We start from the raw sequence: 14,589 nt of genomic DNA, 5'->3' as shown, positions 1-14,589 counted from the left end.
ATTAGTAAAAATGAGCAAACGCGCATCTACATTACCCAACATGGTACTCACCCTGATACTGATTACTTCGGTAGCCGGAGGTTCGCTTGGGTTTATATATCAGGCCACAAAAGCGCCAATTGAGGCGTCTGCTGTGGCCAAACAGCAATCGGCCATCAAATTGGTTGTTCCCGGGTTTGATAACGACCCAGCTGCTGAAATGTATGAATTGCAGTCGGCCGAAGGGTTTACCTTAAAAGTCTTCCCGGCTAAAAGGGATGGAGAACTCATTGGCGTTGCCATTGAGAGCATGACCAATCGTGGCTTTAGCGGTGATATTAAAGTTATGGTTGGCTTGGAGCCTGATGGAACCATCATCAATTACGAAGTTCTGGAGCACCGGGAGACGCCGGGGTTAGGAACTAAAATGTACGACTGGTTTAAACCTGCTGACGATGACGGAGCCGATGGCGAAGTTGGTGCTGTAAGGGCATTTTTCGACAGGTTGTTTGGTATTTCACAGGACGATGGCGACGACAGCAAAAACATTCTGGGTAAAAATCCGGGCACTTCAACTCTCCTTGTAAAGCAGGATGGGGGAGAGGTGGATGCCATTACTGCGGCAACCATTACAGCACGTGCTTTTTTGCATGCCATTGAAGTAGCTTATACTACATATACTCAAAACACTGATGCAGCAAGTTCTGCAACAACACAAATCGAAAATTGGGAAGGAGACGAACAATGAACCAACTGAACAATTTTACCAAAGGTTTTTTCAAGGAAAATCCAGTATTTATCCTTCTATTAGGGCTTTGTCCGGCTTTGGGGGTAACTTCCTCGGCCGTTAATGGCCTGGGAATGGGTTTGGCCACCACATTTGTACTGGTCATGGCAAATATAGTTGTTTCGCTCATTAAAGGATTCATTCCCGATAAGGTACGAATTCCTTCCTTTATTGTGGTGATTGCCACATTTGTTACCATCGTTGAGATGGTAATGGAAGCCTATATTCCTGCACTTTTTGATGCGTTGGGTCTGTTCATCCCTTTGATTGTGGTAAACTGTCTGGTTTTGGGACGTGCGGAGGCTTTTGCATCCAAAAATAATCTGATTTCGTCCGTGATTGACGGAGCCGGAATGGGTCTTGGGTTTTCCATGGCTTTAACCATGCTTGGAGGTTTACGTGAACTTTTAGGAAGCGGAATGCTATTTGGTTTAAGTATTTATCCGGAAGATTACGGAATGCTTGTTTTTGTTCTTGCTCCCGGAGCATTTATTGGGTTGGGATACCTCATTGCCATTCTTAACAGGGTTAATAAAGCATAAAGATATAGACTATGACCAGCTATTTTCTGATTATAATAGGAGCCATTTTTGTAAATAATATAGTACTGGCTCAGTTTCTTGGAATTTGTCCCTATCTGGGAGTTTCCAAAAGAATTTCTACCGGTGTTGGTATGACTGGTGCGGTAACTTTTGTAATGGTTATAGCCACCATTGTTACTTATTTTATCCAGAATTTGATCCTAATTCCGTTCAACATTGGATTTATGCAAACCATATCATACATTCTGGTTATTGCATCGTTGGTTCAGTTGGTGGAAATTGTGCTTAAAAAAGTGAGTCCTCCTTTGTATCAGGCTCTTGGTGTATTCTTGCCATTGATTACAACCAACTGCGCCATCCTTGGAGTAGCCATTATGACTGTAAGCAACAATTACAATATTGTTGAAGCGGTGGTGTTCTCAATTGCTTCGGCTGTTGGATTTGGAATCGCTTTGGTTTCCTTCGCAGGGATTCGTGAACAGCTGGATTTGATGAATGTGCCTGAAGGAATGAAAGGGGCTCCCATTGCTCTCGTTGTAGCCGGTATTATGGCATTGGCTTTTATGGGTTTTGCCGGAATGGTTTAAATGTAGGAGACAGGAGAACAGATACCGGAGGTTGGAATGTAAATCAATTGATGCATATTTTGTTTAGAAAACTACTTCTGATGTTTCTTTTCACATCTTAAAGTGAAAAATAGAAGATAATAATATGAAGCTAAATCGAGGAGTTTTATCATAAGACAAGTCGTGAAAGGTATGATCAAAACCGGGATGAACATAATTAGTTCTCCCGGTTTTTTATTGTGTTTTTGTAGGCTTTTGGTGAATTGCCAAATTTTGCTTTAAAACTTTTTGAAAAACTTGAAAGGCTTGTAAAACCAATAGAGTACATGATTTCAGAGATGTTTCCTTCGTCGTTTTCAAGCATGTGTGCAGCCTTTTGCAGCCTATAATTTATGATGATCTCTTTCGTTGAGCATCCCGTTGATTCCTTAAGTTTTCGATATAGGTGAGTGGCACTCATGTTCATTTGAGAACTGATGTCTTCGACTGAAAAAGAAGGGTTAGCCAAATTATGTTGAATGATTGCCATAACTTTTTTAAGGAATACCTGTTCACTGTTATTTTTTGGTTCTGATGTATCTGCAGGTTTTAGCTTTAATTGTGTTTCAATGTGCTGTGCCACTTGTTGCTCCCGTCTAAAGATGCTTGAGATACACGATTTCAGGTAAAATATATCGAATGGTTTGGTTATGTAAAAGTCGGCACCTTTGCTCATGCCCTCAGTTTTATGAACATCTAAATCTCGTGCAGTTAAAAGAATAATTGGGATGTGAGCCGTTACTTTGTTGTTCCTTAAATTCTCACATAGAGAAATGCCGTCCATTACCGGCATCATTACATCTGAAATGATAAGATGGGGTTTCACTGTTTTTATAAGTTCAAGTGCTTCCTGACCATTTAATGCATTAAATAGATGGTATTCATTTCTGAGATTGATTTCAATAAAATCAAGAATGTCGGGATTATCATCTACCAATAAAAGTCGTTTAGCATTTTGTGGTATTGAGCTGTTTATATCCTGTATTCCATTGTCGTTGTAGTTTCCTTTTGCAAAAGAGAAGAGAGATTGCTCAGTTGAAAAATCAATTTCGCAACTATTTTCATGTGGTATAGAAAGAGTGAAGCAACTCCCATTTCCTGGTTTGCTTAATAGCGTGATTGTACCGTTATGTAGTTTGGCATATTCCTGTGCTAGCGTGAGGCCAATACCAGACCCGGCTTTTTTAATTGAATGATTGGTTTGGTAAAAATGTTGAAAAATTTGTTTTTGCTCTCTTTCAGGTATTCCCGGTCCTGTGTCTTTAACAGATATATTTATATATTGCAGATGATTAATAGATCTATGTTTTACCGTTGCTTTTATTCCACCTTTGTATGGCGTAAATTTAAATGCGTTTGAAATTAAATTAAACAGGATTGTTTCAATCTTTTCACAATCTATATCTGCAATGATTTCATCCCGATCCGAATGAAACGTATAATCAATTTCATGTCGGGCCGCCATATCATCAAAGGAGTTGAAGATTCCTTTACTGAAGCTTACGATGTTGACTTTCGATTTTTGTATTTGTAGTTTAGATGACTCTATTTTTCTAAAATCTAATAGCTGATTGACCAATTTGTATAATCTAATGGCATTCTTATTGGCCAGTTTAAGCATTTTTTCATGGGCAGGATTTATTTGTCCGTTTTTAAGCAATTCCTGGATGGGTGGAATAATTAAACTTAAGGGGGTTCTGAATTCATGGCTGATATTTGTAAAGAAACCGATTTTAGTTTGTGCCAGTTTTTCGCTGTGTTCTTTTTCAAGTTTTACAATTTGAAGTTCGTTCTTTAGCCTCTGTCTGAAATGGTAAACTTTAAAGATGACATAAGTTAAAGAAAGAGCTATCAGAACATATAGGAATAGGAAGCTGTTACTGAGCCAGATTGATGGTGTTATTTGAAAATCAAGGCTTTTTGTTTCGCTCCAGGTTCCAAATCGATTTGTTCCTTTTAACTCCAGGGTATATCGACCGGGTTTTAGATTTGAAAATACGGCAAAGTTTTTATCGCCTGATGTGGTTATGTGATTGTTTTGTATAGGTAATAACCTGTAGCTGTAACTGCTGGCTGTTGGGAAGAGATAATCAAGGGTGGTAAAGTCGAATGTTATAGAATTCTGATTATGCTTAAGGTATATATTTTGATTGAAGGAGATGTCCTTTTTTAAGATTTCAACTGTGTCGTTTGGGAGAACTTGTTGATGATTGATGTATAAACCGGATATATATATATCCGGTTTTTTCTCAGCACCTTTTATTCGATCGGGCTCAATGGCTATAAAGCCATTGTCACCTCCAAAAAGAATATTCCCTTCATGCGTAATGTCTGCACAATACGCATAGAAACCTTTTAGCGGAGAACCTTCCATAATTGGGATTGATAATATCTGAGAAGTGTTTGGATTAAATCTGATTATTGAATTTATAGTCGTTGCCCAAATATTACCTTTACTATCTTCTACTATATTGATTATTTTTTGCGGTCGTCCTGCCTTAATGTCTATGGATCTAATTGAATCATTTGATGGATTATAGCGAAAAAGCGAATTGTCAGAGCCAATCCATACTGATCCGTCACTTGCAGCCATCAATGCGGAAATCTGCCTATTGAATATTCTATTGTTCACAGCTATTATTGGTCTTTTTTCAAAGGTTTTGTGGTCGATTATCCATAATTGGTTTGATGTTCCGTAGTATATATTGTTTTTGGTTGTTATTAGCCGGCCATCTCCATCGGGATCAATTAGGATGAAGCGGGCGTTTTCCGCATTATTGTTATCCTGTATCATTTTAAAAACTCCTCCCTCCCAGGCAGAGATCCATATGGTTCCATCAATAAACTGAGCAAATCCACTGATGTAGTTTGATAAAAGACCATTCTGCTGATTTGCAGTAATGGCATACATTTTTTCTTCTATGGGATCCCAGATGTTTATACCTCCCGCAGTTCCAATCCAGATTCTGTTTTGGTTATCTTCCATTAAAGCGTAAACATTATCGAGAAGAATTTTTTTGTTGTCAGCAGAGGTTGTTGAAAAAAAAGTTTTATGCGGCGAAGCAATATTTCCACTGCGTTTTATTACTCCATGGATCGTAGCCAACCAAATATCATTGTTTCGAGTCACCAGTATATCTTTAACCTGGTTTCCTATACGAGGGTTTTCTGTTGAAAAATACTCTTCATAAAAAGTATAATATGACTGGCTAACATCTGTAACACTTACTCCATTTGATGTGATCAGCCATAATCGATTCTGCATATCATTATAAATCTCCCAAATAACGTTGCTTGAAACCGTATGATTAATAAGTGGATCGTGATAAAAAGTCTCAATTTCCTTGGTATTGGTGTTGAACAAATTCAGCCCAAAATCAGTTCCAAGCCAAAGTGTTGAATCATTTTGCCTATAAATACACTTAATTACTTCGTTGCTCAGTTTTGTGTTTTCTGAATTATATAATTCAAAATCTTCATTGATTGTATTAAAAAGAGCCAGACCTGTTTCAGTTCCTATCCATAACAAGGAATCATTATATTCAGAGAACCTTTCAATGTAACAGATTAAATTATTCTCCAATAGAGGCTTGTAATCTCCTTTGAGATTGAATTGCTTAAAAGTGCCGTCCCTGTATCTGTTCAGCCCGTTGTAAGTACCAATCCAGATATCTCCTTTATCGGACTGATAAAAACTTCTTATGGTGTTGTGTGAAAGGTTGCTGTTGGAGGAGTTATAGTGTATGAATTTATTTTCCTGTGAGTTGTAAATCAAAATTCCACTGGCGGTTCCAATCCAAATTAATCCGGAATTGTCGCGAAAAAGAGTTCTAATAACCCTAATCGTTCCTGTGTTTATTCTTTGAACTTTATAAGTATGAATGTTTATGATGTTTAGTCCATCCCATGTTCCTATCCAGATGTGGTCATCATCCAGAAGGAGGGAACTTATATTGTTTGATGATAATGAGGCGGGATGGTTTTCGTTCTGAAAATAGGTCATTTTATAGCCATCGAATCTGCACAAGCCTTCCTGCGTTCCTATCCAAATAAATCCATATTCATCCTGAACAATTGAGTTGGTCATATTGGAACTTAAACCGTCCTCAATGTTGAGATTAGTGAAGAATAGATTTTTCTCATTTTCAGATGCTTTTATGTTGCCGGAAAACAATAAAGACAGCCCTAAACAGAAAAAGATAATCTTGGTGTTATGAATCACGATTACGTGTTTAATGTTTTTATGGTTAAAAATAGTGAAATTTTATGGTTTTAAAGGGAAATGTAAAATTTAAACAAAATAATGTATGTTTTATGCAATCTTCTAATATGTAGAAATACAGACAGATAAAGCATTGATGATATATTTTGTAAGATTTGAACAAAATGCGGTATTAAAAAGAAAAGCGTGGTTATTATTGTTTGTTTACATTTGAATTGATTTATTAAATAATATTGAGAATATGAGAAATGCTGGAATTTTTGTGATGGTGATTTTCGGAGTTTTATCAATGGTATTATCACAAGCATGCTCTGATGATAAAGAGAAACTGGTGGATGTTATTGATGATGAAAATGATAATTCTTCCAAGCAATTTATGATGGGAGTTGATCTTTCTTATGTCAATCAGATAGAGGATAACGGAGGTGTTTATTTGGAGAATGGAATAGCTACAGATCCTTATGAAGTATTAAAAAATCATGGAGCCAATTATGTCCGATTAAGATTATGGCATAATCCCGACTGGGTGTTTGATTTGTATGATAATAACCCGCCTTTATATAGTGGGTTTTATGATGTAATGAAAAGTATTCAGAGGGCTAAAGATGCTGGGATGTCTGTTCTTTTGGATTTTCATTATTCAGATACCTGGGCAGACCCCGGACATCAGGACGTTCCAAAAGCCTGGCAAGACATTACCAGTATTGATGTTTTGTCTGATTCTGTTTACAACTACACTTATCATATTCTGGATCGATTACATAGTAAAGGACTTTTACCGGAAATGATTCAGGTTGGAAATGAAACCAATTGTGGAATGATGTTTACCAACGCAAAACCTGAATTCCCTTCTTTAAATGTATGTCAGGGTAACTGGAGCCAATTTGGACAGGTCATAAATTCTGCCATTAAAGCCATCAGAGATATAGACTCACGCGTCGGACAAGAGACCATTGTTGCTTTGCATGTTGCCGATCCGGCAACCATGCAGTGGTGGTTACCCGATGTAATCCAAAAGGGAGGCATAATGGATTTTGATGTGATGGGTTTCTCTTATTATCACATTTGGCATACTAGTATTAGTTTTAATCAGATTCCCGGGGTGGTTGAAGATTTAATTAATCGTTTTAATAAAGATATCGTTTTGCTTGAAACAGCCTATCCTTTTACTACCGCGAATAATGACAATTATCCAAATATTTTTTACACACAAAATGTTGTATCAGGATTTCCATACACCGTTGAAGGACAAAAGAATTTTATGATCTCTTTGGTACAAAACTTAAAAAATGCCGGAGCAATTGGAGCATTCTATTGGGAACCGGCTTGGATTACATCAGATATGAGGGATTTGTGGGGAACAGGTTCATCATGGGAAAACTGTGCTTTTTTTAATTTTTCAGGTAACCTCACTGAGGTTGTGGAATATTTTAGTTATGAATACGAATAATTTAGAAGTTATTTTATGAGAACGATTTTAGGATTGATTTTGACTTTGTCTGTTTTGTGGTCATGCAATAGTGTAGAATTCTCGCATTATTCAAATAGAGAGAATTTGTTTAATGACGGTTGGGAGTTTGTTAAAGATGTGGAGGAAGAGGATGTGTGGCAGAATAGAGTGGAGTGGGAGATTGTTAACTTGCCTCATACTGCAAACATTGAGCCCTTGGTAATAAAAGGACGTCAGTGGATGGGGACAAGCTATTACAGAAAAAGATTTATCGTTCCTACCGAAAAGCACGGAAAACATCTTGCATTGCATTTCGAGGGAGCCATGCATCTTTCAGATATCTATATAAATGGAAATAGAGTTAAGACTTCGTATAGTGGTTATCTTCCTTTTTATGCAGAGTTAACCGAATACCTTAAATATGGTGAAGAAAATACAGTTCTGTTAAAGGTAAATAATGAAGATAATCCAAAGGTTCCTCCCGGAAAACCTGTGGATGAGTTGGACTTCAATTATTTTAGTGGAATATATAGAAATGTCTGGTTTCTTGTTAAAGAGAAACTTCATATATCAGATCCTATTGGCGCCAACCGTATTGCCGGAGGTGGAGTTTTGGTGACATACAGCGATGTCTCAAATGAACATGCAACAGTGAATGTTCAGGTGGATGTAAACAACGAATATTCAGAAGACAAAAAGGCTCAAATACGTTTGCAACTAAGTAATGGAAACAATAGAGTCATTAAGGATGTGACTTCTGATGTTGATATCATTTCCGGAGGAGGAAATAGATTATTTAAATTATCCTTTGGAGTTGAAAATCCTGATTTATGGTCTCCCTCTTCTCCTAGTTTATATCAATTGCACGTCTCCTTAGTCAAAGATAATCAATTGATTGATAAAGTCAGTGAGCGCATTGGTATCAGAACTTTCACTTTTTCGACTGATGGCTTTGAATTAAATGGTGAACCACTGTTTTTAAGAGGAACAAATCGTCATCAGGAGTATCCTTATGTTGGTTATGCTATTTCGGATAATGCAAATTACAGGGATGCATACAAAATCCGAAAGGCCGGATTTAATTTTGTTCGTTTATCCCACTATCCACATACAAAATCTTTTATAGATGCCTGTGATGAACTTGGTCTGCTTGTCATGAATGCGATTCCCGGGTGGCAGTTTTTTGGGGATGATGTTTTTTATGCTAACTCTATAAATGATGTTCGTAAAATGGTTCGTCGCGACAGAAATCATCCATCTATAATCCTTTGGGAAGCTTCTCTTAATGAGTCTGAAATGCCCAAGCAATATATGTTTGATGCTCATAATGCTGTTTATGAGGAATTTCCATCCTATGACCTTTATACGTGTAGCTGGTATGAAGACATCTATGATGTTTTTATTCCCGCCCGTCAGCATGGTTATCCACCACATTATTGGAATCATTATGACAAGAAACCTATTTTAATTGCAGAGTACGGAGATTGGGAGTATTATGCGCACAATGCTGGTTTCAACCAAACAGCATTTGAAGATTTGACTCCCGAGGAGCGCAATTCTCGTCAATTAAGAGGATTTGGTCAGAGAAGACTGGCTCAACAGGCCTTAAATTATCAGGAATCTCACAATAGTAATCTAAAAGGGAGTCCTGCAGGCGATGCAAATTGGTTAATGTTTGATTACAACCGAGGCTATGCTCCAGACCTTGAAGCTTCAGGAATTATGGATATATTCCGGCTGCCAAAATTTGCATTTTATTTTTATAAAAGTCAGGCAGCTATTGGAGAATTTCCTCAGAAGGAGTTTAATAAGCCATTTGTTTATATAGCTAATTATTATAATGATCCATCGTTTTTAGATGTGAAAATATACAGTAATTGCGAAGAGATTGAGCTCTTTGTAAATGGCCAATCCCTCGGAAGACAATTTCCCGATGAAGATGCAAACAGCACTCACCTAAATCAGCCTCCATTTACGTTCATACTTAACAGCTTTTCTCCGGGAGAGCTAAAGGCGGTTGGATACATAAATGAAAAGGCGGTGGTTGAATCAATAAGAAGAACTCCGGGTTATCCAAAAGAGGTTAAACTTTGGATAGATGAAAGCAATCGGCCATTGACTAAAAGCGTAAATGATATAGTTTTTCTCTACGCCGCGATTGTTGATGATTATGGAGTTATCATTTCGGAGGCTGTCAATTCCGTGGAATTTAGTGTGTCTGGCGATGCAACATTAATTGGAATGAATCCTATTGAGGCAGAGGCTGGTATTGCCACCATTTTATTACAAGCCGGACAAAAAGGAGGCGTTTTGAACTTAACTGCCACTTCCAATGGTCTTTTAAAAGGAGAACTTTCCTTGGAAGTAAAATAGATTTGAGAGTTATAGAGTATACTGTTTTTATGAATTAACCAAAAAGTCTAATGAAGCAATCAAGAAGAATTAAATTAAAGTGGCTGGGACTGCTATTCCTTTTGTGGGGTGTTGTTTCCCCTGCTATATCCCAGCAACGAACTGTTACTGGCTTGGTGGTTGACTCTCAAACAGGAGAGTCAATTCCCGGAGCTACAGTGATTGTACAGGGCACCCAACGAGGAACCGTAAGCTCTACAGATGGAGACTTTTCTATTTTGGCTGCCAATGAAGATGTTTTGAGAATATCTTACATTGGTTATGAATCCCGTTATGTGGGTGTTGGAGAAAGAACCCATCTGATAATTGAGCTGGATATGGAAACTTTTAGTTTCGATGAAGTGGTGGTCATTGGATATGGTCAGGTAAGAAGGGACGATGCTACCGGATCATTGGTTTCTGTAAGTTCCCGGGATTTTAACCGGGGAGCCATTACATCACCTCAGGAGTTAATTGCAGGCAGGGTTTCAGGTGTGCAAATCACCAGTGCCGGAGGAGCTCCCGGAAGTGGTTCAGCCATTCGAATCAGAGGGGGATCATCACTATCGGCAAGCAATGAGCCTTTGATCGTAATTGACGGGGTTCCTGTAGACAATGATGGCGTTTCAGGAATGCGTAATCCTCTTAGCACTATTAACCCAAGTGATATTGAGAGTTTTACTGTTTTGAAGGATGCTTCTGCAACCGCTATCTATGGTTCACGAGCTTCAAATGGTGTTATTATTATTACAACACGCTCTGGTCAACATGGCAAAATTCGTTTTAATTATGATGCCAATGTTTCAGTTGGAATAAAAACCAATCAGATTGAAGTGTTTAATGCGGAAGAATACCGTCAGATTATTTATGATCGGTTTGGGGAAAATTCCAATGCTGCGAACCTTCTTGGAAATTCAAGTACTAACTGGCAGGATGAAATTTTTCAGACAGCAATTGGCCATGATCACAACTTTAGCATGTCTGGAGCATATATGGATGTTCCATATCGTTTCTCTGTTGGTTATTCAGATCAGTCAGGTTTGCTAAAAACTTCAGATATGAAGCGGTATACCGCTTCAATGAATCTTACTCCTACTTTCTTTGACGATCATCTTAAAGTTACCTTAAGTTTGAGGGGGATGTTTAACGAAAATCGATTTGCAACTACCGGTGCAATTGGAAACGCAATATTATATGACCCTACCAAACCTGTTTTTGATGAAAGCAGCCCATATGGTGGTTATACGACCTGGATGGATGGAGACCGACCTGCTTCTTTTTCTCCCGTCAATCCAGTTGCACAACTTAATCAAAGAGATGACACTTCAGAGGTGTTCCGTAGTATAGGTAGTGCAAAGTTTGATTATCGATTCCATTTTTTACCTGAATTGGTAGCAACACTAAATTTGGGGTATGATTATTCCAATACCGATGGGACTGTAGTAATCCCGGAAAATGCAGCTTTTGCATACAGGAGAGCCGCAGATGGAACAGACATCAGCGGAGAGCATAGAGTATACACACAGGACAGAAAAAATCAGTTATTAGATTTTTACCTGAATTACAATCGTGATTTACCAACCATTCAAAGTCGTATTGATCTAATGGGTGGTTATTCATGGCAGCATTTTTGGCGTGAAGATTATGTTCATGCTACCAGCATTAACAGGCAATACCTTATTGCTCCCGAACGTACCATTCCAACGGAGAATTATCTTGTTTCTTTCTTTGGACGTATGAACTATTCTTTGATGGAAAGATATTTGTTAACGCTAACAGTAAGACATGATGGTACTTCTCGTTTCTCTAAGGATAATCGTTTTGGAACTTTCCCTTCATTGGCTGCTGCCTGGAGAATTAATCAGGAATCTTTTCTACAAAACTCTGCAGTAGTCTCCAATCTTCGTTTGAGATTGGGATATGGAGTTACAGGTCAGCAATATATTACCAGCGATAACTATCCATACCTGGCAAGATACAGTTTAAGCCAGTCAACAGCCCGTTATCGATTCGGAGACGATTGGGTTACTATGGCACGTCCATCTGGATATGATGCAAATTTGAGATGGGAAGAAACGACCACATACAATGTGGGAGTTGATTTCGGTTTTTTCAATGAAAGAATCAACGGTTCTATTGAACTCTATCATCGGGAAACCACTGACTTAATCAATGAAATCCCAGTGGCTGCCGGAACCAATTTTACAAATATTCTTTTAACAAATGTGGGTAGTCTCGAAAATCGTGGGGTAGAGTTTAATCTGAATCTGCGTCCGGTTATTACCAGCGACCTGTTTTGGGAGACGGGATTCAACTTTACTTACAACAAGAATGAAATTACAAAACTTACGGTTGTTGATGATCCCGGATATCAAGGTGCATATACCGGAGTAATTTCGGGTGGAACCGGAAATTATGCCAAAATCCACAGCGTAGGTAAGCCAGCAAATTCATTCTTTGTCTATCAGCAGGTATATGATGAAAACAAGATGCCGATTGCAGGCCTTTACGGTGATCGCAACGGGGATGGCGAAATCACCATCGATGATCGATATCATTTCCATTCTTCAGCACCAAAATTCCTGCTTGGATTATCTTCAAGAGTTGAATATAAGGATTGGGATTTTTCTTTTGCAGGAAGAGCAAGCATTGGAAACTTTGTTTACAATGATTTTGCTGCCAGCAATGCCAATTACAGGTACACTTATAGCAATACCTACATTCAGAATTTACCCAAAAGTGTACTTGACACTAATTTTGAATCACAAGAATTATTATCTGATTTCTATGTAAGAGATGCATCTTTCTTCAGAATGGATAACATATCGCTTGGATATCGTTTTGCAAATTTGATAAATCAGAATTCAAGTCTGAGACTATCATTTACGGTTCAGAATGTTTTTGTTATAACTGATTACGAAGGGTTGGATCCTGAGGTATTTGATGGAATGGACATAAATGTTTACCCCCGACCAACCACATTCTTGTTGGGTGTAAATCTGGAATTTTAAAATCATATTAGTATGAAGAATTTTAATTATATAGCAGCATTGTTGTTTGGCGGATTTATATTATTAAATTCCTGCGTAAACGACTTGGATACCATTCCTCTGGATGAGAATGTTATCACTTCTGTTACAATTTATGAAGATCCCTCTGCCTATCGGAGCGTGTTAGCGAAAATCTATGGAGGATTGTCATTAACCGGACAGGTTGGACCCGATGGAGATCAGGATGTATTGGGAATTGATGAAGGAACTTCCAGTTACCTGAGGACATATTGGTATATGCAGGATGGAACTACCGAGATGGCTTTATGGATTTGGAATGATCCTGGAATTCCTGAACTCCAAACGAATTCATGGACTCCTTCCAATGAAATAAATATGGGAATGTATTCACGAATTTTTTATCAGATAACACTTGCAAATGAATTCATTCGTGAATCAGCACCCGGAAGGCTTCAGGATAGGGGCTTTAATCAGACCCAACAAAACGAAATAGCTCTTTACAGAGCAGAGGCGCGTTTTTTAAGAGCTCTTAGCTATTATCATGCAATGGATTTTTATAGAAGCGTACCCTTTGTTACAGAAGACGATTTGGTAGGTGCTTTTTTACCTGATCAAATTTCAACTCAGGGTTTATTTGATTACATCGAATCTGAATTGCTTGAGCTTGAAGATCTGTTGGTTGATCCTCTGCAAAATGTGTATGGCAGGGTAGATAAAGCTGCGGTGTGGATGTTGTTGGCCAAACTTTACCTGAATGCTGAAGTTTATATCGGAACGGCGAAATATACAGAAACCATTACTTACTCGCAGAAGGTAATAGACTCTCCATATGAGTTGGAATCAAATTATGAGAGGCTTTTTATGGCTGATAACGATCAGGCAAAGGGAATAATTTTCCCTGTTGTGGCAGATGGGATCAATGCTCAAACATGGGGTGGAGTTACAATGATAGCTTGTTCAGCGTGGGCTTCGGATATGAATCCTGCTGCCTTTGGGATTGATGCCTGGGGCGGGAATAGAGCCCGACGTCAACTCATTGAGAAATTTCCCGATTACTCCGGAGAAACAGATCAAAGAGCAATGTTCTATACTCAGGATAGAATAATGTCAGCCGAAGTCATAGCTGAATTTAACAACGGATTTTCTGTGATGAAGTATAAGAACATCAACATCAACGGAATTCCAGGTTCCAATATTCAACATCTGGATATCGATTTTCCGTTGTTTCGAATTGCAGATGCATATCTTATGTTGGCAGAAGCAGTTCTCAGAGGCGGCTCCGGTGCCTCCTCTTCCGATGCTCTTGCTGCTGTTAATGCTATTCGCGACAGAGCTTTTGGTGATGAATCAGGAAGAATTTTGGCTTCTGAATTGACTCTTGAATTCATTCTTGACGAAAGAGCACGTGAATTCTATTGGGAAGCTTACCGAAGAACGGATCTGGTTAGATTTGGAAAATATACCAGTGCAGATTATTTATGGGAGTGGAAAGGTGGAATTTATGAGGGGCGCGAGTTGCCAAATCATTTCAATTGGTTTCCAATTCCAGCTTCTGATATGGCTGCAAATCCCAATCTGAGACAATCAGGATATTAACATTTG

8 protein-coding genes are annotated in these 14,589 nt (G+C 38.3%); 7 read left to right on the top strand and 1 reads right to left on the bottom strand.

Features of this window, described 5'->3' with window-relative positions; genetic code table 11:
• Nucleotides 1-10 precede the first annotated feature (10 nt).
• The 3 genes from EV194_RS11725 to EV194_RS11715 are packed head-to-tail and all read left to right on the top strand — an operon-like array spanning nucleotide 11 to nucleotide 1,895.
• On the top strand, nucleotides 11-727 hold the full coding sequence (locus EV194_RS11725; protein ID WP_132434233.1) for an RnfABCDGE type electron transport complex subunit G: 717 nt from the start codon (nucleotides 11-13) through the stop codon (nucleotides 725-727).
• Entirely contained in the window at nucleotides 724-1,308 is a 585-nt protein-coding gene (gene rsxE, locus EV194_RS11720) for an electron transport complex subunit RsxE (RefSeq protein ID WP_132434232.1), read from the top strand. Before EV194_RS11725 ends, rsxE begins: the two co-directional genes overlap by 4 nt.
• Before the next feature lie 11 nt (nucleotides 1,309-1,319).
• Nucleotides 1,320-1,895, top strand: coding sequence for an electron transport complex protein RnfA (locus EV194_RS11715; protein WP_132434231.1), 576 nt, complete (start codon nucleotides 1,320-1,322; stop codon nucleotides 1,893-1,895).
• A gap of 196 nt (nucleotides 1,896-2,091) precedes the next feature.
• Here EV194_RS11715 and EV194_RS11710 read toward each other — a convergent pair whose 3' ends face one another.
• Nucleotides 2,092-6,135, bottom strand: coding sequence for a hybrid sensor histidine kinase/response regulator transcription factor (locus EV194_RS11710; RefSeq protein ID WP_132434230.1), 4,044 nt, complete (start codon nucleotides 6,133-6,135; stop codon nucleotides 2,092-2,094).
• A 241-nt stretch (nucleotides 6,136-6,376) separates the two neighbouring features.
• Between EV194_RS11710 and EV194_RS11705 the strand changes: the two genes are divergently transcribed.
• The 4 genes from EV194_RS11705 to EV194_RS11690 are packed head-to-tail and all read left to right on the top strand — an operon-like array spanning nucleotide 6,377 to nucleotide 14,583.
• Nucleotides 6,377-7,585, top strand: coding sequence for a glycoside hydrolase family 53 protein (locus EV194_RS11705; RefSeq protein ID WP_132434229.1), 1,209 nt, complete (start codon nucleotides 6,377-6,379; stop codon nucleotides 7,583-7,585).
• A 15-nt stretch (nucleotides 7,586-7,600) separates the two neighbouring features.
• On the top strand, nucleotides 7,601-9,958 hold the full coding sequence (locus EV194_RS11700) for a glycoside hydrolase family 2 TIM barrel-domain containing protein (protein WP_132434228.1): 2,358 nt from the start codon (nucleotides 7,601-7,603) through the stop codon (nucleotides 9,956-9,958).
• A gap of 50 nt (nucleotides 9,959-10,008) precedes the next feature.
• On the top strand, nucleotides 10,009-12,987 hold the full coding sequence (locus EV194_RS11695; RefSeq protein ID WP_132434227.1) for a SusC/RagA family TonB-linked outer membrane protein: 2,979 nt from the start codon (nucleotides 10,009-10,011) through the stop codon (nucleotides 12,985-12,987).
• A 12-nt stretch (nucleotides 12,988-12,999) separates the two neighbouring features.
• Nucleotides 13,000-14,583, top strand: coding sequence for a RagB/SusD family nutrient uptake outer membrane protein (locus EV194_RS11690; RefSeq protein ID WP_132434226.1), 1,584 nt, complete (start codon nucleotides 13,000-13,002; stop codon nucleotides 14,581-14,583).
• Nucleotides 14,584-14,589 lie beyond the last annotated feature (6 nt).

This window comes from Natronoflexus pectinivorans (assembly GCF_004345615.1).
Lineage (GTDB): Bacteria > Bacteroidota > Bacteroidia > Bacteroidales > Marinilabiliaceae > Natronoflexus > Natronoflexus pectinivorans.
The sequence above is the reverse complement of the archived record's forward strand: the minus strand, read 5'-3'. Positions and strand labels throughout refer to the sequence as shown.